General features: G+C 64.0%; 16 protein-coding genes. 11 read left to right on the top strand and 5 right to left on the bottom strand.

Annotated features, from left to right (window positions below; genetic code table 11):
- Position 1: 1 nt before the first annotated feature.
- On the bottom strand, positions 2-775 hold the full coding sequence (locus AFIDRAFT_RS01200; protein ID WP_009337118.1) for a bestrophin-like domain: 774 nt from the start codon (positions 773-775) through the stop codon (positions 2-4).
- Positions 776-936: 161 nt separating this feature from the next.
- Here AFIDRAFT_RS01200 and AFIDRAFT_RS01195 point away from each other — a divergent pair, with 161 nt between their 5' ends.
- From AFIDRAFT_RS01195 to ligA, 8 genes are all read left to right on the top strand, one after another.
- Positions 937-1,863 (top strand): D-alanine--D-alanine ligase, encoded by a 927-nt coding sequence (locus AFIDRAFT_RS01195; protein ID WP_009337117.1) that lies wholly within the window; start codon positions 937-939, stop codon positions 1,861-1,863.
- The gene (locus AFIDRAFT_RS01190; protein ID WP_009337116.1) at positions 1,830-2,804 is read left to right on the top strand and encodes a cell division protein FtsQ/DivIB; all 975 of its coding nucleotides are present in this window, start codon (positions 1,830-1,832) and stop codon (positions 2,802-2,804) included. Before AFIDRAFT_RS01195 ends, AFIDRAFT_RS01190 begins: the two co-directional genes overlap by 34 nt.
- Positions 2,801-4,123, top strand: a complete 1,323-nt coding sequence (gene ftsA, locus AFIDRAFT_RS01185) for a cell division protein FtsA (protein WP_009337115.1) — start codon at positions 2,801-2,803, stop codon at positions 4,121-4,123. Before AFIDRAFT_RS01190 ends, ftsA begins: the two co-directional genes overlap by 4 nt.
- An 81-nt stretch (positions 4,124-4,204) precedes the next feature.
- A complete protein-coding gene (ftsZ, locus tag AFIDRAFT_RS01180) occupies positions 4,205-5,968 on the top strand; it encodes a cell division protein FtsZ (protein WP_009337114.1) in 1,764 nt (587 codons plus the stop codon).
- A gap of 380 nt (positions 5,969-6,348) precedes the next feature.
- Entirely contained in the window at positions 6,349-7,317 is a 969-nt protein-coding gene (lpxC, locus tag AFIDRAFT_RS01175; RefSeq protein ID WP_009337113.1) for a UDP-3-O-acyl-N-acetylglucosamine deacetylase, read from the top strand.
- Between the two features lie 220 nt (positions 7,318-7,537).
- Positions 7,538-8,431, top strand: a complete 894-nt coding sequence (locus AFIDRAFT_RS01170; protein ID WP_040297687.1) for an outer membrane protein assembly factor BamD — start codon at positions 7,538-7,540, stop codon at positions 8,429-8,431.
- A gap of 12 nt (positions 8,432-8,443) precedes the next feature.
- Entirely contained in the window at positions 8,444-10,123 is a 1,680-nt protein-coding gene (gene recN, locus AFIDRAFT_RS01165; RefSeq protein ID WP_009337111.1) for a DNA repair protein RecN, read from the top strand.
- A gap of 9 nt (positions 10,124-10,132) precedes the next feature.
- Positions 10,133-12,253 carry an NAD-dependent DNA ligase LigA gene (gene ligA, locus AFIDRAFT_RS01160; protein WP_009337110.1) on the top strand — a complete coding sequence of 707 codons (2,121 nt, stop codon included), beginning with the start codon at positions 10,133-10,135 and terminating at the stop codon, positions 12,251-12,253.
- Here ligA and AFIDRAFT_RS01155 read toward each other — a convergent pair.
- Positions 12,250-14,079, bottom strand: a complete 1,830-nt coding sequence (locus AFIDRAFT_RS01155) for an aminopeptidase P family protein (protein WP_009337109.1) — start codon at positions 14,077-14,079, stop codon at positions 12,250-12,252. The genes ligA and AFIDRAFT_RS01155 overlap by 4 nt on opposite strands.
- A gap of 128 nt (positions 14,080-14,207) precedes the next feature.
- Between AFIDRAFT_RS01155 and AFIDRAFT_RS01150 the strand changes: the two genes are divergently transcribed.
- Positions 14,208-14,450: a hypothetical protein gene (locus tag AFIDRAFT_RS01150; protein WP_349509548.1), complete on the top strand. Its 243-nt coding sequence runs from the start codon at positions 14,208-14,210 to the stop codon at positions 14,448-14,450.
- Here the strand turns inward: AFIDRAFT_RS01150 and AFIDRAFT_RS01145 are convergent.
- Entirely contained in the window at positions 14,447-15,352 is a 906-nt protein-coding gene (locus tag AFIDRAFT_RS01145; RefSeq protein WP_009337107.1) for a 50S ribosomal protein L11 methyltransferase, read from the bottom strand. The genes AFIDRAFT_RS01150 and AFIDRAFT_RS01145 overlap by 4 nt on opposite strands.
- 265 nt (positions 15,353-15,617) lie before the next feature.
- Between AFIDRAFT_RS01145 and AFIDRAFT_RS01140 the strand changes: the two genes are divergently transcribed.
- Entirely contained in the window at positions 15,618-15,890 is a 273-nt protein-coding gene (locus AFIDRAFT_RS01140) for a hypothetical protein (protein WP_009337106.1), read from the top strand.
- A 66-nt stretch (positions 15,891-15,956) separates the two neighbouring features.
- On the opposite strand, the gene AFIDRAFT_RS01135 is transcribed toward AFIDRAFT_RS01140, so the two are convergent.
- Positions 15,957-17,558: a phytoene desaturase family protein gene (locus AFIDRAFT_RS01135; protein WP_009337105.1), complete on the bottom strand. Its 1,602-nt coding sequence runs from the start codon at positions 17,556-17,558 to the stop codon at positions 15,957-15,959.
- Positions 17,559-17,714: 156 nt separating this feature from the next.
- Here AFIDRAFT_RS01135 and AFIDRAFT_RS01130 point away from each other — a divergent pair, with 156 nt between their 5' ends.
- The gene (locus AFIDRAFT_RS01130; RefSeq protein WP_009337104.1) at positions 17,715-19,982 is read left to right on the top strand and encodes a fused MFS/spermidine synthase; all 2,268 of its coding nucleotides are present in this window, start codon (positions 17,715-17,717) and stop codon (positions 19,980-19,982) included.
- Between the two features lie 23 nt (positions 19,983-20,005).
- Here the strand turns inward: AFIDRAFT_RS01130 and AFIDRAFT_RS01125 are convergent, their stop codons facing one another.
- The gene (locus AFIDRAFT_RS01125) at positions 20,006-20,806 is read right to left on the bottom strand and encodes a L,D-transpeptidase (protein ID WP_009337103.1); all 801 of its coding nucleotides are present in this window, start codon (positions 20,804-20,806) and stop codon (positions 20,006-20,008) included.
- Positions 20,807-20,908: the final 102 nt, after the last annotated feature.

Below are 20,908 nucleotides of genomic sequence, written 5' to 3'. Positions count from 1 at the left end.
CTCAGCCATTCAGCGCGCGGATCGCCTCGATCGGCGCGGGTGAGAGACGGAATGCGCCGTAGAACGGGTATTCCTGAAACGCCACCAGAGTGAGCGTGATAACGGCGGCGCTCGCGAAAACGATGAGGGCGGCCGTCATGGCGCGCAGCCGCTCGATATGAACCAGCGCGATCGAGATTTCCGTAATCAAGCCGAGCACGATCACCACGATCCAAGTCAGATCGTTGGTGTGGTCGGACGCTATCGCGAGTCGCTCGGTGCGCGCATTGCCCGCCCGCACCGCCGCATTCAGGAGTGCTGTGTGAACGGCGTTGCCGGAAGTGCGCGCGATACCGGGATCGCTGATCTTGCGCAGCAGTTCGTCATAGGCGGCGGTGGTTCGGGGCGAACTGTGGCCTTCCATCATTGTGGGCCATTCGTCGGCGACCACAGAGCCGACATAGGTTTTCAGCGCGTCGCGGATCGCCGCCATGTCGGCCACCGCCGCAACGCTCAGGGTGTGGACGTTGCGCAGTTCGCCCGCTTCGGCCTGTATCGCGCGATTGGCCTGGCGGCTGCGATCGGCGATGTCGTTGGCGAGGAAGCCTGCGAGCAGGGCGAACAGGATGGCGGAGGCATTGAAGAACGGGGCCACGATGCCGTTCAGCGATTGCATCGGGCGGCGGAACGGCGGGCAGAAGAACAAGGTGCGCAACACGACGACCATGCCGAAATACAGCGCGGTCAACGTCAGAAAAATGCCCATCGGCGGCAGTTCGAGCCAGGTTCTGATCATGACGAAAACCGGTATCCGGTCAGTTGTGTCGTGGCCTGCAAGGCGGAGTCGGATAACCCAAATCTACATGCAGAATGCGGGCGCGCGAACCCCTCGCGTCTGTTTCCGCCCCTTGGTCGCTTCGGCAAATCAGCGTAGTTAGGGCAGATCAAGGAGTGACAATGGCTGCATCCAAACACGTCGCCGTCCTGATGGGCGGATGGTCCTCTGAACGGGAAGTTTCGCTGCGATCCGGCGCGGCCTGTGCCGCGGCGCTTGAGAGCCGGGGATACCGCGTGACGCGCGTCGACGTGCAGCGTGACATCGCGACCGTGCTTGCTGCGCTGAAGCCGGATGTCGCCTTCATGGCGCTGCATGGGCGGCCCGGCGAAGACGGTACCATTCAGGGCGTGCTGGAGACGATCGGGATTCCCTACACCCATTCCGGCGTGCTGGCGTCGTCGCTTGCCATGCAGAAGGATCTCGCCAAGACGGTGATGGCGACGGCGGGCGTGCCGGTTGCGGCAGGATTGACGCTGTCGCGCACGGACATCGCCAAGGCGCATCCCATGGAGCCGCCTTACGTCATCAAACCGGTTGCGGACGGCTCCAGCGTCGGGGTGTTCATCGTCACCGAGGAGCATGCCCACCCGCCGCAGGAACTGTTTCGGGACGACTGGTCTCATGGCGAGCGCCTGCTGGTGGAAAAATACGTCGCCGGCCGTGAATTGACCTGCGCCGTCATCAAGGGGGAGGCCAGCGAGGTCACGGAAATTGTTCCTCTGCTAAAATTCTATGATTACGAGGCAAAGTATTCAAAAGGCGCATCAAAACACGTTCTGCCCGCACCTATTTTACCCTTTGTTTACCAGGAAGTCCGAAGGTTGACGCTGGCCGCGCATGTGTCGCTTGGCTGCCGGGGTGTGAGTAGGGCGGATTTCCGCTACGACGATCGCATCGAGGGGACGGGGGGACTCGTCTGTCTTGAGGTGAATACCCAACCCGGCATGACCGAGACGTCACTTGTTCCAGAGCTTGCAGGATATGCGGGCGTTGCATTTGACGAGTTGGTTCAATGGATGGTGGAGGACGCCTCTCTCGATCGGTGAGACAGACGCAATCGCGTTCTGCCCCGGCCCGGAAGGCTGCTGCCCCGTCCCGTGACGCCATGGTCTCGACGCGCCGCTATGTGTTCGAGCCGGAGCGCGAGGAAAATCCCAACGGCTTTTTTGCCAAGCTGGAACGCCGCCTGCCGCGCGGTCTCGGCGTCGCGGCCACCGTGGTTCTGCTGGTCGGCGCAGGTCTGTTCGGTGCCGTCAAAGGCGGTCATGCCGACAATGTCGTCACCGCTTTCCAGGATACCCGCAACGCGCTGGCCAATGCCGTCGGCTTCCGTATCACCTCAGTGGCCATTTCCGGCCGCAAGCAATTGACCCAGGACGAAATTCTCGCGGTCGGCGGCGTCAATGGCCGCTCATCGCTCTTGTTCCTCGATGCCGCGACGGTCCGCGACCGCCTGAAGGGTGATCCGTGGATCGCGGATGCGACCGTACAGAAGCTTTATCCCGGCCGTCTCCAGATCGACATCACCGAACGCAAGCCCTACGCGCTGTGGCAGCAGGAGGGTCGCCTCTCCGTGATCGCGGAAGACGGCACCGTGCTTGAGCCGTATGTTGCCAACCGCTTCAACCTCCTGCCGCTGGTGGTGGGCGAGGGTGCGCAGGAGCGCGCCCATGCGTTCCTCGACCTGCTGGCGAATTATCCGAACATCCGCAACCAGACCCGCGCCATCATCCTCGTCGGCGATCGGCGCTGGAATCTGCGCCTGACCAACGGTCTGGACGTGCGGCTGCCGGAGACCGGCACCGAGGCGGCGCTCGCCACGCTGGTCAAGCTCGACAGCGACGAGCAACTGCTGTCCCGCGACATCACCTCCATCGACCTGCGCCTGCCCGACCGGGTGACGGTGCGGCTGTCGGAAGATGCCGCCAAGGCCCGCGCGGACGCGATTGCGGCCAGCAAGCCGAAGCGCAAGGCAGGTGACGCATGAGCGGCTTCGATCATGGCCAGACTCCGAAGACGCGCCAGATGCCGCCGAACAAGACGGCGCTGGTGGCTGCCCTCGATATCGGATCGAGCAAGATCGCCTGCCTGATCGCGCGGCTGAAGCCCTGCCCGCCGAGCGAGACGCTGCGCGGCCGGACCCATGCGATCGAGCTGATCGGCATGAGCCACATCCAGTCGCGCGGCATCAAGGCCGGCGCGGTGTCTGACCTCAACGAATGCGAGCATGCGGTCCGTCATGCGGTCGCGCTCGCCGAACGGATGGCGCGGGTTCGCGTCGAATCAGTTCTGCTGTCGATGTCGTCCGGCCGCCTCAGCGGACAGTTGATGGAAGCGGCTGCGGAATTACGTCAGGGCGCGGTCACGCAATCGGATATCGACCGGATCGTCTGCGCCGGCATGCATCACGCAACCGGGGAGGGGCGGACCGTCCTCCATACCCTGCCGGTGGGCTATTCGCTCGACGGCGTGAGGGGCGTGCGCGATCCGCGCGGCATGGTCGCCCGTCATTTCGGCGTCGATATGAACGTCGTGACCGCCGACGTCTCGGCGGCGCGTAACCTGATGCTGGTCGTCGAGCGTTGCCACCTCAATGTTGAGGCCATGGCGGCGGCGCCTTACGTCGCGGGCCTGGCCGTGTTGACCGATGACGAGGCCGATCTTGGCGCCGCGGTGGTCGATATGGGTGCCGGTACGACAACCATTGCGACCTATTCCGGCGGGCAGTTCGTGCATGCGTCCGGCTTCGCGCTCGGTGGTCAGCACGTCACCATGGATCTGGCGCGCGGACTTGGGGTCTGCATTGCGGATGCCGAGCGAATCAAGACGTTATATGGCACGGTGCTGACCGGTGGCGTCGACGCGCGCGAGACGCTGAGTGTTCCGGCTGCGGACGACTACGAGCGCGATGCGCCGCAGATTGTCACCCGTGCGACGATCGCGAACATCGTCAAGCAGCGGGTCGAGGAGATTTTCGAGATGGTCCGCGATCGGCTGGCCCAGTCCCCGTTTGCAGGCGAACCGCGCGCCCAGATCGTGCTGACCGGCGGTGCGTCGCAACTCACCGGCCTTCCGGATCTCGCAAGCCGCATCCTTGGCCGCCCCGTGCGCATCGGCCGGCCTCTCGGTTTCGGCAAGGTGCCGGGCGAGGCGAAGAGCGCGTCGTTCGCGGTACCGGCGGGACTGCTGGTTTATCCGCAATTCGCACAACTCGAATACATCGAACCGCGGCACACGCGGCATCTTATGACAGGGACCAATGGTTATTTCGGAAAGGTCGGACGATGGCTTCGCGAGGGCTTCTGATGACACCGAACGACTTCCTTCCACCAACGTCTTCGGCGCTGCGCCGAAGTGACAGCGCGCACGCGTAACGAGAGGCATCCCATGACCATCAATCTTCAAAAACCCGACATTCGCGAGCTGAAGCCGCGAATCACCGTGTTCGGCGTCGGCGGCGCGGGTGGCAACGCCGTCAACAACATGATCACGGCAGGCCTTGAGGGCGTCGACTTCGTCGTCGCCAACACCGACGCTCAGGCGCTGACGATGTCGAAGGCTGAACGCCTCGTGCAGATGGGCACGCAGGTGACGCAGGGCCTCGGCGCAGGTTCGCAGCCGGATGTCGGCGCGGCTGCGGCGCAGGAAGTGATCGACGAGATCAAGGATCATCTCTCGGGCGCAAACATGGTGTTCGTCACCGCCGGCATGGGCGGCGGCACCGGCACCGGCGCTGCCCCCGTAATCGCTGCGACCGCGCGCGAGATGGGCATCCTCACCGTCGGCGTCGTCACCAAGCCGTTCCACTTCGAAGGCCAGCGCCGCATGCGCACGGCCGAGCAGGGCATCATCGAGCTGCAGAAGGTGGTGGATACGCTTCTCATCATCCCAAACCAGAATCTGTTCCGGGTGGCCAACGAAAAGACCACCTTCGCTGACGCCTTCGCGATGGCCGATCAGGTGCTGTATTCGGGCGTTGCCTGCATCACCGACCTGATGGTCAAGGAAGGCCTCATCAACCTCGACTTCGCCGACGTTCGCGCGGTGATGAAGGAGATGGGCAAGGCGATGATGGGCACCGGCGAATCGACCGGCGAGAAGCGCGCGCTGGCCGCCGCCGAAGCCGCGATTGCCAATCCGCTAATCGACGATTCTTCGATGAAGGGCGCGCGTGGCCTTCTCGTCTCGATCACCGGCGGCAAGGACCTTACGCTGTTCGAAGTCGATGAAGCCGCGACCCGCATCCGCGAGGAAGTGGATGCCGACGCCAACATCATCGTCGGCGCGACCTTCGACGAGCAGCTCGACGGCCTGATCCGCGTCTCGGTGGTCGCCACCGGCATCGACAAGGAAGTCGCGACCAAGGCGGTGCCTGCCGCAGCTCCCGCGGCTACGGCTTCGTCTAGCAGCCCGGAAAACCGCCTCGCCGAGCTCACCGCCCGCCTGCGTGCCGACAACCTGCGCGTCGCCGAGCGGATGCAGAAGATCGAAACTGCGGCTGCTCCGGTTGCTGCGCACGCCCCGGCCGCCCGCCCGACGGCCGAACAGATTGACCGCGCCGCGCTCGCCGCGATTGCCGAAGCCGTGTCGCCTGCGCCGCCCGCCGCTCCGGCGGCTGCGTCCTATGGCGACGTCAGCATCCGTCCGATCCCGCCGAGGCCCTCGCTGTTCCCCGAAAAGGAAGAGCCGATGGAATTGAACGAGCCGGCACCGGCGGCGGCGTTTATTCCGCCGTCGGCTGAACGGGTGCCGCTGCGTGCGCCGCGCATGCCGAATTTCGATGAGTTGCCGATGCCGGCCCAGAACGAGATTCGCAAGGCGCGCGGCGACATGAAGGAGGAGCATCCGCAGAAGACCCGGACTTCGCTGCTGCAGCGCCTCGCCAATGTCGGCCTTGGCCGCCGCGACGAGGAGCATGAGGCTCCGATCGCAGCCCGCGCCTCCGGTCCCGCCATGCCGCAGATGCCGCCGCTGCCCGAGCGCAAGCCGCAGCGCTCGAATCCGGCGAACATGGGCGAGCCGGTGTCCGAGTACGGACGCCGCCCGGCGCCCCAGGGTCTCGACCAGCATGGCCGTCCGGCTCAGGCTGCCCCCGCGGCTGTGGACGACCACCTGGATATCCCGGCGTTTCTGCGGCGTCAGGCCAACTGATCATTGTAACAATCTGTATCTGCGAATGCCCCGGCTCACCGCCGGGGCATTTTCTTTTGAGGAGTGGGGTAGGGCAATGGCCGCCTCACAACCTTTTGATTTACAATGAGAATAGTAAGTGATCGGGGCCGACTTTCATTTGGGTCCGCCAAATCAATTGTGGCAGGATCGCGCGTCATATGCGGCGCCTTTGGGGTAACAATCGGTAAACAACCGTGAGTGGCGCTGCCCGCTGCAATGGGTAAGGTCCTGACCACGTTGGGGGGACTTCGGGAATCACTGGCCAGTTTTCTGGCCTCCATGCCGCGAAATCGAAACCTGCGGGGATTTCGGTTTTGGGTTCGGATTTCCCAAGTCTGTTAAGTTAGGTGAAGGCGGGGATGAAATTCAGCCGGCAAAAGACGCTCCGTTCGCACGTCTCGTTGACGGGCGTCGGCGTTCACTCGGGCGCTCCCGTCAATCTGGTTCTTGGACCGGCAGACGTCGATGCCGGCTTCGTTTTTATCCGCACGGATGCTGATGGTACCGAGCGCGAGGTTCGCGCGCTGGCTGCATCCGTTTCGGCCACAGCTTTTGCGACCGTCCTTGGTGACAAGGCGGGCGCCGTGGTGTCCACCGCCGAGCATGTGCTTGCCGCCCTGCGCGGCATGGGCGTGGACAACGCCACCATCGAAGTCGATGGTCCTGAAATTCCGATCATGGATGGCAGCGCCGCGGCATTCGTCGCGGCGATTGACCGTGCGGGCATCGTCGAGCAGTCCGCTCCGTCCCGTTTCATTGAAGTTTTGAAGCCGATCCAGGTCACGCTTGGCGAATCCTTCGGCGAGCTGCGGCCCTACGCAAACGGCTTCCGCGCCGAGGTCGAGATCGATTTCGCCAATCCGCTGATCGGCCGTCAGGCCTACAATTTTGATCTGACGCCGGACGCCTTCCGCCGCGATATCGCGCGCGCCCGCACCTTCGGCTGCATGAAGGACGTGGCCAAGCTCTGGAAGGCCGGTTATGCCCGCGGGGCATCTTTCGACAATTCCGTGGTGTTCGACGAGGACCGTCTGCTCAATGCCGAGGGTCTGCGCTATGCCGACGAATGCGTCCGCCACAAGGTGCTGGACTTGATCGGCGATCTGGCGCTTTCGGGCCTGCCCCTGATCGGCCTGTATCGCTCGGTTCGTGGCGGCCACAAGCTCAACCATGCAGTTCTGACGGCTCTGATGGCCGATCGCCATGCCTGGCGGGTGGTCGAGGTCGAACCGGTGGCAGCACGCCGCCGTGCTTCGGTGTCGGATGCGGTTGGTGGCATGCTGGGCGGCGGCATGGTCGCGCCGGCCTTCGCGCCCGACGTTTCCTGACGTCCCTGCGACGCCTTCGGGCGCAGGGCTTTACCCAAGCCGCCTTTACAAACCGCTTGGGACCCAGTGAGAACCGCCTTAATGCGGGCGAAATGTCTCCCTATCCGGTTGGTCGGGAACGCGATTTCAGCTACATAAGCCGGCGGGAATGCGGGCAGGGGTTCCGGTCATGCCGGGCAGTCTTCCGTTCCGGTCGATTTACTCAGGTCTTGCGAAACACATGACGACGCCTTTGCGCCATTCGCCCAAGCGGCCCTTTTTCGACCGGCTGGGTCGCCAGCTTTGCTTTGCCATGGGCGTGATCGTCCTCGCTGCGCCGCTTGGCGGCTGCGGCACCGGCAACCTGTGGGACAAATTCTTCGCCAAGGACGAGACGTTCGTCGATCAGCCCGCCGACAAGCTCTACAACGAGGGCCTCTTCCTCCTGAACGAGAAGAACGACCGCAAGGGCGCGATCAAGAAATTCGAAGAGGTCGACCGCCAGCATCCATATTCGGACTGGGCGCGCAAGTCGCTCTTGATGTCGGCCTACGCATCCTATCAGAGCGGCGATTACGACGAGTGCATCGCCAACGCCAACCGCTACATCAGCCTGCATCCCGGCAGCCCGGATGCGGCCTACGCCCAATATCTCGTGGCGGTGTCGAACTACGACCAGATTCCCGACGTCAGCCGCGATCAGGGGCGCACCGAAAAAGCCATCGCCGCGCTGGAAGAGGTGATTCGCAAATATCCGAACTCGGAATATGCGACCACCGCCAAGAAGAAGATCGAAGGTGCGCGCGACCAGCTTGCCGGCCGCGAGATGACCATCGGCCGCTATTACATGGACAAGCGCGACTACACCGGCGCGATCAACCGCTTCAAGGTCGTGGTGACGCAGTACCAGACCACCCGCCACGTCGAGGAAGCGCTGGCGCGCCTGACGGAAGCCTATATGGCGATCGGCGTGGTCAGCGAGGCGCAGACCGCCGCCGCCGTGCTTGGCCACAACTTTCCGGACAGCCGCTGGTACAAAGACGCCTACAATCTTGTAAAGTCGGGCGGCGTCGAGCCTCAGGAAAACAAGGGCTCCTACATCAGCAAGGCCTTCAAGAAGTTCGGCCTCGGATAGGATTTCACCGCAATGCTGGCCCGCCTTTCGATCCGCGACATCGTCCTGATCGAGCGGCTCGATATCGACTTCGCCAAGGGGCTCGCCGTGCTGACCGGCGAGACCGGGGCTGGCAAATCCATTCTTCTCGATGCCTTCGCGCTGGCGCTCGGCGGGCGTGGTGATGCAAGCCTCGTGCGCCATGGCGTCGAGCAGGGCCAGGTGACGGCGGCCTTCGATCTGCCGAAAAAGCACCCGGCCTTTGCGATCCTGCGTGAGAACGGTTTCGATGATCCGGAATCAGGCGAGATGATCCTGCGCCGTGTGCAGCTTGCGGACGGCCGCACACGCGGCTTCCTCAACGATCAGCCCGTCAGCATCCAGACCCTGAAAGCCATTGGTGCGACGCTGGTCGAGATCCACGGTCAGCATGACGAGCGGGCGCTGGTCGATGTCGCGACGCATCGCCGCCTGCTTGATGCCTTCGCCGGGCTTGATGAGAGCGTCGTTGTCGTCGAATCCCTTTGGGGCGCGCGCCGGACCGCGCGCGATGCGCTCGAGGAGCATCGCGCCGGGATGGAGCGCGCCGCGCGCGATGCCGACTATCTGCGTCATGCCTCCGAGGAACTAATGAAGCTTGCGCCGGAGGGGGGCGAGGAAACCCGCCTAGCCGAGCGGCGCACCGCGATGATGCAGGGCGAGAAGATTTCCGAGGATCTGCGCGATGCGCTCGCGGCGGTCGCCGGGCCGCAATCGTCGGTCACCTCGCTGGCTGCGGCCGTGCGGCGGCTGGAGCGCCGCGTCGCCAGCGCGCCGAAATTGGTTGAAGATGCCGTGAAGGCGATGGACGCTGCACTCAATTCACTCGCCGAGGCCGAGCAGAATCTCAATGTCGCGATCCAGGCCGCCGACTACGACCCCGCCGAACTGGAGCGGATCGAGGAGCGGCTGTTCGCGCTGCGGGCGGCGTCACGCAAATATTCCACGCCGGTGGATGACCTCGCCGCGCTGGCGGAGAAGTTCAAGGCCGATGTCGGTTTGATCGACGCGGGCGCGGACAGGCTGAAAGTTCTGGAGAAAGCGGCAAGCGCGGCGGATGCCGCCTATCTCGAGGCTGCGAAGAAACTCTCGGAGGCGCGCATCAAGGCTGCGGAGAAATTGAACAAGGCTGTCAACGCAGAGCTGGCTCCGCTCAAGCTCGAACGCGCCAAGTTTTCGACCCAGATCGAAAGCGAACCGCAATCGCCGGGGCCGGAGGGCTTCGATCGTGTGGAGTTCTGGGTGCAGACCAATCCGGGCACCAAGCCGGGGCCGCTGATGAAGGTCGCCTCCGGCGGCGAACTGTCGCGCTTCCTGCTGGCATTGAAGGTGGTGCTGTCGGATCGCGGCTCCGCGCCGACTCTGGTGTTTGACGAAATCGACACCGGTGTTGGCGGCGCGGTGGCGGATGCGATCGGCGCACGGCTCGCGCGGCTGGCGGAAAAGGTGCAGGTGATGGCGGTGACGCACGCGCCGCAGGTGGCCGCGCGCGCGAATCAGCACCTGCTGATTTCCAAGGAGGCGCTCGACAAGGGCAAACGTGTCGCGACCCGTGTCGCACCGCTTGTGAAGGAACATCGCCGCGAGGAAATCGCCCGCATGCTGGCGGGCGCGGAGATCACGCGCGAGGCCCGCGCTGCGGCGGAGCAGCTGCTCAAGGCCGCAACGGCGTGACGGCTGCTGATGGCTGTTAAGGCAAAAAAGGCGGTGACGCCGGTCGAAAACCTCACCAAGGCACAGGCCAAGGTCGAGCTGACGCGTCTTGCGCTCGAAATCTCGATGCACGACGAGCGCTATTATCAGAAAGACGCGCCGACGGTTTCCGACGCGGACTACGACAAACTGCGTCAGCGTCTCTCCGCTATCGAGGAGCGTTTTCCCGAGCTGGTGGCGAAGGATTCGCCGTCGCAAAAAGTCGGCGCGCAGCCTTCACGCGCGTTCGCAAAAATCCGCCATGCCGTGCCGATGCTCTCGCTTGGCAACGCGTTCAGCGACGAGGATGTCGCGGAGTTTGCCACGCGCGTGCGGCGCTTTCTCAATCTCGGCGCCGACGAGCCGCTTGTGATCGTCGCCGAGCCGAAGATCGACGGGCTGTCGCTGTCGCTGCGTTATGAGAATGGCGAGCTTGTCAGCGCCGCGACTCGTGGCGACGGCTTCGAGGGCGAGGATGTCACCGCCAACGTCCGCACCATCAAGGACGTGCCGCACACGCTGAGGGGTAAAGGTGTTCCCGCCATCTGCGAGGTGCGCGGCGAGGTCTACATGATGCGCGAGGATTTCCTCGCACTGAACAAGAAGCAGGCGGAGGCGGACGACACCATCTTCGCCAATCCGCGCAATTCCGCCGCCGGATCGCTGCGGCAGAAGAACGTCGAAGTGACCGCCTCACGGCCGCTGAAGTTCTTCGCCTATGCCTGGGGCGAGATGAGCGAGATGCCTGCGCCGACGCAGTTCGAGATGGTGAAGTGGCTTCACAAGGCCGGTTTCGTCGTCAACCCGCGCATGACGCTGTGCCGCGATGTCGAGGCGTTGCTGACATATTATCGCGAGATCGAGACCGAGCGCGCCTCGTTGCCCTATGACATCGATGGCGTGGTCTACAAGGTCGATCGCCTCGACTGGCAGAACCGGCTCGGATTCATCTCGCGCAGCCCGCGCTGGGCGATCGCGCACAAGTTTGCCGCCGAGCAGGCGACGACTGTACTGGAGAAAATCGATATTCAGGTCGGCCGGACCGGCGCGCTGACACCTGTGGCGCGGTTGACGCCCGTCACGGTCGGCGGCGTGGTGGTGCAGAACGCCACGCTGCACAACGAGGACGAAATCGCCCGCAAGGATATTCGCGAAGGCGACACCGTGGTGATCCAGCGCGCGGGTGACGTGATCCCGCAGGTCGTCAGCGTGGTAACGGAGAAGCGGCGGAAGAACGCAAAGTCTTATTCGTTTCCGCACAAGTGTCCGATCTGCGGCAGTCATGCGGTGCGCGAGGAAGACGAGGCGGTGCGCCGTTGCACCGGCGCGCTGATCTGTCCGGCGCAGGCGGTGGAAAGGCTCAAGCATTTCGTCTCGCGGCTTGCCTTCGATATCGAAGGGCTCGGCGACAAGCAGATTCAGGAATTTTATGACGACGGGCTGATCATGCATCCCGTCGACATTTTTACGCTGCAAAAGCGTGACGCGCGCGCGGTTAAGAAGCTCAAGGACCGTGAGGGGTACGGCGATGTTTCGGTTAACAATTTGTTCGCCGCGATCGATGCGCGCCGCCGGATCGAGCTCAATCGCCTGATCTTCGCGCTCGGCATTCGTCATGTCGGCGAAGGCAATGCCAAGCTGCTGGCCCGCCATTATGGCAGCATCGAAAACCTGCGCGCAGCGATGGCGGAAGCCGCCGCGGCGCAGACGGAGGAAGGCAATACTTCCGAGGCCTATGCCGATCTGAACAATATCGGCGGCATCGGGGATATTGTGGCCGACGCGGTGGTCGAGTTCTTTGCGGAGAAGCGCAACGTCAAGGCGCTCGACGAACTGCTCGCGGAAATCGAAGTGCTGCCCGCCGAGCAGGTGCGTACCGATTCCGCCGTTGCGGGAAAAACCGTCGTCTTCACCGGCTCGCTGACGAAGTTCACCCGCGATGAAGCCAAGGCGCAGGCCGAGCGGCTGGGCGCGAAAGTCTCCGGCTCGGTGTCGAAGAAAACGGATTATGTCGTCGCGGGCGAAGAGGCGGGCTCCAAGCTCACCAAGGCGCGCGAGCTGGGCGTCGCCGTGCTCACCGAAGACGAGTGGCTGAAGCTCATTGAGGCTTAAGCCAGCGGCTTCGTCGCAGCATCGAGCCAGACCTTGGTGGCTTCGTCATCGACCAGCGGCTTGATCTCCCGCCGCACCCTTGCATGGTAATCGTCGATCCAGGTGCGTTCCTGCGCGCTTAATTGTGCGACATCGATCAGCCGCCGGTCGATCGGCGCGAGCGTCAGCGTCTCGAAGGCGTCCATCGGCTTTTCCGCGCCATCGACTTTTGCTTCCATGATCAGTTCGAGATTCTCGATGCGGATGCCGTAGGCGCCGGCTTTGTAATAGCCGGGTTCGTTGGAGAGGATCATGCCCCGGCGCAGCGGCACATGGCCGAGCTTCGAAATGCGGGCGGGGCCTTCGTGCACGGAGAGATAGCTGCCGACGCCGTGGCCGGTGCCGTGCTCGAAATCGAGGCCAGCCTGCCAGAGGAATTGCCGCGCCAGCGCATCGATCTGCACGCCGTGGGTGCCGTCGGGGAAGATCGCGCTGGCGACCGCGATATGGCCGCGCAGCACGCGGGTGAACCGGTCGCGCATTTCCGCCGTCGGCTCGCCGATGGCGATGGTGCGAGTGACGTCGGTGGTGCCGTCCTCATATTGCGCGCCGGAATCGATCAGCAGCAGGTCGCCCGGCTTGATGCGCCGGTTGCTCTTGCGGGTGACGCGGTAGTGGACGATGGCGCCGTTCGGTCCCGTACCCGAGATGGTCGGGAACGATACATCCTTCAATGCGCCGGTGTGGCGGCGGAAGGTTTCCAGCGCCTCGACAGCGTCGATCTCGGTCAGCGCGCCGCCGGGTGCTTCATGGTCGATCCAGGCGAGGAATCGTGCCAGTGCCGCACCGTCACGGCGGTGCGCCGTGCGCGCGCCGGAAATCTCGGTCGCGTTCTTGATCGCCTTGAGTTGGGTGACGGGATCGGCAATGCGCCGGGCGATGCCGCCTGCATCCTTGATCGTGCGGCTCAGCACGTCGGCGGCGGTGGCATTGTCGAGGCCGATGGCGGCGTTGTTCCGGGAAGCTGCGGTGAGCGCGGAAAGCAGCGCTTCCGGCCCGGCGATCTCCGCGTGGTTGGCGAGGTGCGCGCGCGTCTCGTTCGAGAGCTTGCGGGAATCGATGAAGATCGTGGGCGCGCGGTCTTTCGGCAGCAGCGCGTAGGACAGAGGTAGCGGCGTGTGCGCCACGTCCGCGCCACGAATGTTGAAGGTCCACGCCACCGCGTGCGAGTCGGACAGCACCAGCGCATCGAGACCGAGCCGTGCCATCTCGGCGCGGATGCGGGTGAGCTTGTCCGCCTCGCTCTCCCCGGCGAATTCGGATGCATGCACCGTCACCTGACCGAGAGGCGGGGCAGGACGCTCGCTCCAGATCGCATCCACCGGATTGTCGTCCACCGCGACAAGCTCTGCGCCTGCCTTCTCACAGGCAGCCGCAAGCCGTTCGGCTGCCGCCGTGGTGTGCAGCCATGGATCGAAACCGAAGCGCTCGCCGGTCTTGATGTGCTGCGTCAGCCATTGTTCCGGCGGCGGATCGGCCAGCGGCTCGATGCTCCACGCCGTGGTGTCCACTTGCTGGGCAGCCTGCAACGTATAGCGGCCGTCGACGAACAAAGCCGCATCGCGGATCGTCACCATCGCAAGCCCGGCCGAACCGGTGAAGCCGCTCAGCCAGGCGAGGCGCTCCTCGGAGGGCGCAACGTATTCGTTCTGCTGACTGTCGCCGCGTGGAACAATGAACCCGGCCAGACCTCGCTGCACGATTTCCTCGCGGAAAGCCGCCAGCCGCGCCGAAAGCGCGGTGCCTCCTTCCGGTTCGTCGAAATTCTGAAACTGGGCCTCGAACATCAGCAACCTTCCAAGCGGAGTTTGGCACGAACCATGCTTTGTAAATTAACACGGCTCAAGCGGAAGGCGAGCGCCGGAACCATTGATGGCATCTGCGCGTTTCATTCGCTGACCGGAGAAGTGTCGGCATGGAAGTATTCAACCGGGCAAGGAGGGTGAAAATGCGGTCTTTCGGATTTGAAAAGCCGTCGCCGGATAGGCTGCCCCCGGTTTCGAGCGAAGAGGGGGCACTGTTTGGCATGGTGGCTAAACGGCGCGGCCTGATCGTGGAATTGCTCGACCGGCTCACGGAAGCGCGCTTGCAGCGTGATGCCCGCAACATCGGCTATACCGAGGGCGATGTGACGCCAAAACGGACGCGCGAATCTTAAGCAATCCGCTGCATCAAGAGGCTGACCCAGCCGTCGAGTTCATAGCGGCGGATCAGCCGCAGGCCTTGGCCCCGGTAAGCCGCGATCACGCCGCGCGCGTGGGGCGGCAGCAGGCCGGACAGAATCACGAAAGCGGACGGCGCCAGATGCTGCGCCATCGGTGCTGCGAGCTGGCGCAACGGGTTGGCGAGGATGTTGGCCAGCACGAGGTCGAACGGCCCGGTTTCCGCAAAGCGTGGTGAGCCGAAGCCGATCGCGTGGATCGCTTCCACATCCCGTCCGACGCCGTTGAGAACGGCGTTCTCCTTCGCGACCACAACCGAGCGCGGGTCGATGTCGCTGGCGAGAATGCTCCGGTGCAGCGCCTTGGCGGCTGCGATCGCCAGCACGCCGGTGCCGGTGCCGAGGTCGAGCACGCGGCGGGGCGTGGATTGGCAAAGCACCCGGTCGAGCAGCATGAGGCAGCCACGCGTGGTGCCGTGATGGCCGGTTCCGAACGCGAGCGCGGCCTCGATCTCGATTCGCAGCTTGTTCGGCGGAATCCGGTCGCGGTCATGCTGGCCGTGAACGACGAAGCGCCCGGCGCGGACCGGCACGAGGTCGGCAAGGCTCGCTTTCACCCAGTCCTTGGCCTCCACCGTGTCGAACACGAGCGCGGCGGCGGTTTCATCGCCGACAGTCTGGGCGACCATGGCGCGGATGGCTGCCTGATCGGGCTGCGTCTCGAAATACAGCGACACGTCCCACTCGCTGCTGCCCGGCCGTTCGAAGGCCGAAACGACGACCTCGCCGCCGTCGAAGATTTCGGACAGCACATCGACGATCCGGTTGGCGCTGGCCTCGCTCCCGGCGCTGCAGGTGGCGTGATGGGTGGGGCTGGAGGGCGTCGCGGAGGGGGCCATGAAAGCTCGAATGCAAGGAATGGAGAAGCCTGCCGGGCTGTGGCGGTCTGGGGTCCAGCGTGGGCACGATGCCTACAGGATATCCTCATAAAGTGCGAGCCGGTCTATGAGCCGAAAATGTCTCGCGCAGGCAGGAGCCTGCATCCGGCAGGGGAGTTCCTCTCCGGTCGGAGGTCACATATCCGTCATCAGTTGATCTGTTTAAATTTGATACATTAGGAATAGATGTTAAAGGGATGCTGAGACAACCGAAGGGAGAGTGGCCATGAAAAATCTGACTCTGGGCCGGGTTCTGGTCGTTCTCGCTTTGGTCGCCCTGCTGATCGGCACCGGCGTATGGGCCGTTGAGGTCTGGAACGCCAGCGGCAACGTCGACATGGGCAAGCACGGCTGGATCGCGCTCGGCCTCGGCACGTTTTTCTCTCTTGTGATCGGCTGCGGATTGATGGCGTTGATGTTTTTCAGCAGCCGCAGCGGTCACGACGAGGCTGCCGACCCGCTCAGGCATAGGGACAATCCGCCGGGCGGTGGTGTCTAGGCCGAAATCTCCACAACCTGTTCACAGCCTATCCACGGGTTCCGCACAGCTTTCCCACAGGGCGGCTTACGCAAAGATCCCCTGATGGTCGCGCAGAATGGTCTGGGCGGCGTTGTAGCCCGGCGCGCCGGTGACGCCGCCGCCGGGATGCGCGCCCGAGCCGCAATGGTAGAGTCCCTTCAGCGGCCCGCGATAATCGGCATGGCCGAGCAGCGGACGCGCCGAGAATAACTGGTTCAGCGTCAGCTTGCCGTGGAAGATGTCGCCGCCAATCAGTCCGAACTGTCGCTCCAGGTCGAGCGGGGAGAGGATCTGGCGGGCGATGACGCTGCGTGCGAAGCCGGGCGCATAGCGGTCCACGGTTGCGATCATCAGGTTGGCGACCTCCTCGCGGTGATCGTCCCAGGATTTGCCATCCGGCAATTCCGGCGCGACGTGCTGGCAGAACAGGCTTGCGACATGCGTGTCCGGCGGGGCGAGGCTGTCGTCCAGCGTGGACGGGATCAGCATTTCCACCACCGGCTCGCGGCTCCAGCCATGCTCTCGCGCGTCATGGTAGGCGCGGTCCATGTAGGCAAGCGACGGCGCAAGGATGATGCCGCTGGTGAGATGGTCACCCATGCCCGGCAGCGCGGTGAAGGAGGGCAGCGCGGCGAGCGCGACGTTCATCCGGAACGTGCCGGAGCCGTTGCGATATTTTTTGATGCGCGCGGCAAACGGTGCGGGCAATGCGGCCTGCGGCACGAGGCGCGTGTAAAGCAGCGTCGGATTGACGTTGGAGACGACATAGCGCCCCCGCAGCGTTTCGCCGTTCTCCAGCGCGACGCCGATGGCGCGGCCGTTCTCGACCAGAACTTCGCGGACACCGGCTTCGGTTTCGATCTCGACGCCATGACTGCGGGCGGATGACGCCATCGCCTGCGTGATCGCGCCCATGCCGCCGATGGCGTGGCCCCACAATCCCTTGCGGCCGTTCACCTCGCCGAAGGCGTGATGCAGCATCACATAGGCGGAGCCTGCCGCGTAGGGGCTTGCATAGTGGCCAACGATGGCGTCGAAGCCGAACAGCGCCTTGACGAGGTCGCTCTCGAACCAGTCGTCCAGCATTTCGCCTGCCGACAGCGTGAACAAATCGAGCAGCAGCCGCTGATGCTCCAGCGAAAGCCTGCGCAGGATGTTGCCGCTCTCCAGTGCGTTGAAGGATTCGCGCAGCGTGTTGAGCGAAAATCCTTCCGTGATGTTGGGGGGCGCGCGCAGCAGGAATTGCCGCAGCACGTCGGCGACGATCTCAAGTTCACGGTTGAAAGCGTCGATGTGCAGCGCATCGTGCTCGTTCAGTTTTGCGATCGATTGATGGGTGCGCCCCTCGCCGGTGAGCAGATAGCGGCCATCGGGGGAGGGAAGAAAATTCTGCGCGCGCCGCTCGACGATGCGCAGGCCATGGCCCGCGAGATTCAACTCGGCGATCACGCGTGGGTGCAGCAGGCTCACGGTGTAGGCCGCGACCGAATTGCGGAAGCCGGGGTGAAACTCCTCCGTCACGGCTGCGCCGCCCACAACCTTACGCCGCTCGACGATTTTGACCGTGAGGCCGTTCATCGCGAGATAGGCCGCGCAGGTGAGGCCATTATGGCCGGCGCCGATGATGATCGCGTCGTACCGTGACATTTGGTCTTCTTAAATGCGGTCCCTTCCGCAGGCGAGTGATTTCTCGCGCTGGGGATGGTTATGGGCCCGTTATTGTCCGTTCATCTTCGCTATGATCCACTGGTGGAAACGGCGTTTCCGGACGTTTCCGGCCTTGCGGCCGCTTGCGGAGTTGTCATGACCTCCCCGTCACCGGCCGATGCGGCATCACCCGCCGCGCGCAACCGTGTTGTGCTTGCGGCCTACACCGCGACGATCTTCCTGAGCGCGCTGTTGCTGTTTTCCGTGCAGCCCCTGTTCACCAAGATGGTGTTGCCGCGGCTCGGCGGATCGCCCGCAGTGTGGTCGGTGGCGATGGTGTTCTTCCAGTCGCTGCTGCTCGGCGGCTATGCCTACGCGCATGTGCTGATGACGCTGAAAAGCCGGACGGCTCCGGTTGTGGTTCATCTTGTAGTGCTGGCAGTGGCCTTCACGTTTCTGCCGCTGTCGATCTCGAGCGGTTGGGCCGAGCCGCCCGCCAGTGGCTACCCCTTCTGGCTGCTTGGCCTGTTCGCGGCTTCGATCGGCCTGCCGTTCTTCGCGCTCGCCGCCAACAATCCGATGTTGCAGGCATGGTTCGTCCGCACCGGGCACCCGCAGGGGCCGGACCCGTACTTTCTCTATGCCTCATCGAACATCGGCAGCTTCCTTGCGTTGTTGTTCTATCCGGTGCTGCTGGAGCCGATGCTGACGTTGCATGCGCAGAACCTGCTGTGGACTGTCGGCTACGGGTTACTGATCCTGCTGATCGGAGTTTGCGGATTTTTGCTGCTGCGCGCGCCGCCAATGGTCCTTGCCCTGAACGATGGGGACGAGGCCGCGCCTGCGCCGCCATGGCTGCAATGGGGACGGTGGGTGTTTCTCGCCGCCGTTCCTTCCGGCCTGTTGATCGCCGTCACCGCCCATATCTCGACCGACGTCGCCGCCGCGCCGCTGTTGTGGGTATTGCCGCTGTCGCTCTATCTGCTGACATGGGTGCTGGTGTTCCAGTCGCGGCCGCTGCTGCCGCATGTCTGGATGCTGAAGCTGCAGCCGCTGGCGATCGCGGGCGTCGTGGTGCTGCTGGCGATCGGCGGCGAGCAGAACCTTTTGCTGACGCTTGGCGGCCATCAGCTTTGTTTCTTCATCATCGCGATGGCGTCCCATGGTGAACTGGCGCGGACCCGTCCACCCGCGCGCTACCTCACCGGCTTTTATGTGGCGCTGTCGTTCGGCGGCATGATCGGTGGGCTGTTCGCGGGGTTGGTTGCGCCGTTCACGTTCTCATGGATCGCGGAATATCCGATCCTGCTTGCGCTCGCGGCGCTGTGCCGGCCATGGCAGCCGTCGCGTCGCGGCGCGATGCTGCTCTGGCTCGCAGCCATGGCGGCCGCGCTGGTGCTGGTCGCGCTGGCGTATCGCGCGGATGCTGCGGAAGTGTTTCTTGAGAGCTGGCGTGTATGGGCGATCGGCGCGGTCGCGGCGATGGCTGCCGTGCTTGCGGTTGCGATGCGGCTGGAGCGGTTTCAACTCGCCGCGCTGGTGGCGCTGGGCCTCTTGCTGGTGCGCGTCTATCCGCTGGATGAGGGGCGGGTGGAGACGGTGCGCAGCTTCTTCGGCGTGCACAAGATCGTGGTGACGCCGGGCGGGTACTATCATGTGCTGATGCACGGCACGACGATTCACGGCGCGGAGAAATTCCTCAACGACGATGGCACGCGGGTCACGGGCCGGCCGGAGCCGATCAGCTATTATCACAGTGATGGCGGAATCGGCCGCGCGATCGCGGCGATTCGCGCCCGCAAGAGCGGGCCGTTGCGGGTTGCGGTGATCGGCCTTGGCGCGGGCACGCTTGCCTGTCAGGCGAAGCCCGGCGAGACGTGGAAGTTCTTCGAGATCGATCAGACCATGGTCGATACCGCGCGCAACCCGAAATATTTCACCTATCTGTCCGCCTGCATGCCGGACATCAAGCCGGTGATCGGCGATGCGCGGCTGACCTTCGCGCGCGAGCCGGATGCCGCCTACGATCTCATCGTTGTCGACGCCTATTCCTCGGACGCAATCCCGATCCATCTGGCGACGCAGGAGGCGATGGCGATCTACAAGGCCAAGCTCGCGCCGGGCGGCGCGGTGGTGATGCACGTTTCCAACCGGCATCTCGAGCTGGCGAGCGTCGTCGTCGGCATCGCCGACGCCAACGGCCTGACAAGCTGGGTCTACAACGAGGACAGCGGGAGAGACGCGGAATACATCTTCACCACGAATGTGGTGGTGTCCGCGCGCAAGCCGGAAGATGTCGGTAGTCTTGCATCGGACAGCTATTGGCAGAGCACACCGCCGACGCCCGGAGAATGGGTCTGGACCGACGATTATTCCAACGTGCTGGGTGCGGTGTATCGCCGCCTGCGCGACGGGGATAACTGACCCCGCGCTTTAGCGCTTAGGCGTCAATCGTCGTCGTCACCGAACAGCGGCCGGGTCTGATAGGTGCGGCGCTGGTAATAACGCTGCCCCCCGCTCCGGGCATAATCGTTGTTGTCGTAGCCGCGGCTGTAGCGCGGATCGATATAGATGCGCCGGGTCGGGTCGCGCGGATCGGGGGCTGATACGTCGCTGCCATATCGGCTGTTGTTGCCGTAATTGTAATAAGGCTGGCGCTGGACCTGCTGCTGGTAGGAATCGTCGCCGGGGCGATCATACATCGCGCCGGACGGCACGCGCTGCGGCGTCGTGTCCAAAGGCTGACCCGCGCTGGCGTCGGCATCGAGCGTGCCGCCACGGGTGGCGACGTTGCGCGGATTGCGCGCGAGCGCCACGCGCGACGAACCTGTGAGGTGCACCGTCGTCTTCAGCAGGCCTTCCCGCTTGACCAGATTCCACAGCGTCGTTGCGTTGGCGCGCGACAGCCTCACGCAGCCGTGCGAGACCGGCACACCAAGGCTCCTGACGGAATCGGTGCCATGGATGGCGTGGCCCTGCTTGGTGAAGAAGATCGAATGCGGCATCGGCGCATCGTCGAACTCCTTCGAGAAATGGTTTTCTTCCATGCGGAAGGTCTGGAATTTACCGTTCGGCGTCTCATGCGTGGGATTGCCGCTCGACACCGGCCAGCGATAGAGCACCTGTCCATCGACCGAGACAGTCATCTGCTGGATGTCCTTGTTGACCTCGATATCGACCGCGGCACGAGCCATCGACGCGCTGGCCGCCATGATCAGCGCCGCAACGGGAATGACCAATTTACGCATGTTACCGATCTCCAGCGGCCCGCCATGTGGCCGATACGACTTCGGGAGTTATGTGCTGAAGATGGCTTTTTCCAGCGGGGCTGACGTTTAGAACATCCCGTT

Origin of the sequence: Afipia sp. 1NLS2 (assembly GCF_000178995.1) — a bacterium.
Classification (GTDB): domain Bacteria; phylum Pseudomonadota; class Alphaproteobacteria; order Rhizobiales; family Xanthobacteraceae; genus Afipia.
This window is presented reverse-complemented; position numbering and strand designations above follow the sequence as displayed.

Excerpts from the sequence above, each read along its gene's own strand:
- AFIDRAFT_RS01200 (WP_009337118.1), bottom strand. The coding sequence starts at position 775 with ATGATCAGAACCTGGCTCGAACTGCCGCCGATGGGCATTTTTCTGACG.
- AFIDRAFT_RS01195 (WP_009337117.1), top strand. The coding sequence starts at position 937 with ATGGCTGCATCCAAACACGTCGCCGTCCTGATGGGCGGATGGTCCTCT.
- AFIDRAFT_RS01190 (WP_009337116.1), top strand. The coding sequence starts at position 1,830 with ATGGATGGTGGAGGACGCCTCTCTCGATCGGTGAGACAGACGCAATCG.
- ftsA (WP_009337115.1), top strand. The coding sequence starts at position 2,801 with ATGAGCGGCTTCGATCATGGCCAGACTCCGAAGACGCGCCAGATGCCG.
- ftsZ (WP_009337114.1), top strand. The coding sequence starts at position 4,205 with ATGACCATCAATCTTCAAAAACCCGACATTCGCGAGCTGAAGCCGCGA.
- lpxC (WP_009337113.1), top strand. The coding sequence starts at position 6,349 with ATGAAATTCAGCCGGCAAAAGACGCTCCGTTCGCACGTCTCGTTGACG.
- AFIDRAFT_RS01170 (WP_040297687.1), top strand. The coding sequence starts at position 7,538 with ATGACGACGCCTTTGCGCCATTCGCCCAAGCGGCCCTTTTTCGACCGG.
- recN (WP_009337111.1), top strand. The coding sequence starts at position 8,444 with ATGCTGGCCCGCCTTTCGATCCGCGACATCGTCCTGATCGAGCGGCTC.
- ligA (WP_009337110.1), top strand. The coding sequence starts at position 10,133 with ATGGCTGTTAAGGCAAAAAAGGCGGTGACGCCGGTCGAAAACCTCACC.
- AFIDRAFT_RS01155 (WP_009337109.1), bottom strand. The coding sequence starts at position 14,079 with ATGTTCGAGGCCCAGTTTCAGAATTTCGACGAACCGGAAGGAGGCACC.
- AFIDRAFT_RS01150 (WP_349509548.1), top strand. The coding sequence starts at position 14,208 with ATGGAAGTATTCAACCGGGCAAGGAGGGTGAAAATGCGGTCTTTCGGA.
- AFIDRAFT_RS01145 (WP_009337107.1), bottom strand. The coding sequence starts at position 15,352 with ATGGCCCCCTCCGCGACGCCCTCCAGCCCCACCCATCACGCCACCTGC.
- AFIDRAFT_RS01140 (WP_009337106.1), top strand. The coding sequence starts at position 15,618 with ATGAAAAATCTGACTCTGGGCCGGGTTCTGGTCGTTCTCGCTTTGGTC.
- AFIDRAFT_RS01135 (WP_009337105.1), bottom strand. The coding sequence starts at position 17,558 with ATGTCACGGTACGACGCGATCATCATCGGCGCCGGCCATAATGGCCTC.
- AFIDRAFT_RS01130 (WP_009337104.1), top strand. The coding sequence starts at position 17,715 with ATGACCTCCCCGTCACCGGCCGATGCGGCATCACCCGCCGCGCGCAAC.
- AFIDRAFT_RS01125 (WP_009337103.1), bottom strand. The coding sequence starts at position 20,806 with ATGCGTAAATTGGTCATTCCCGTTGCGGCGCTGATCATGGCGGCCAGC.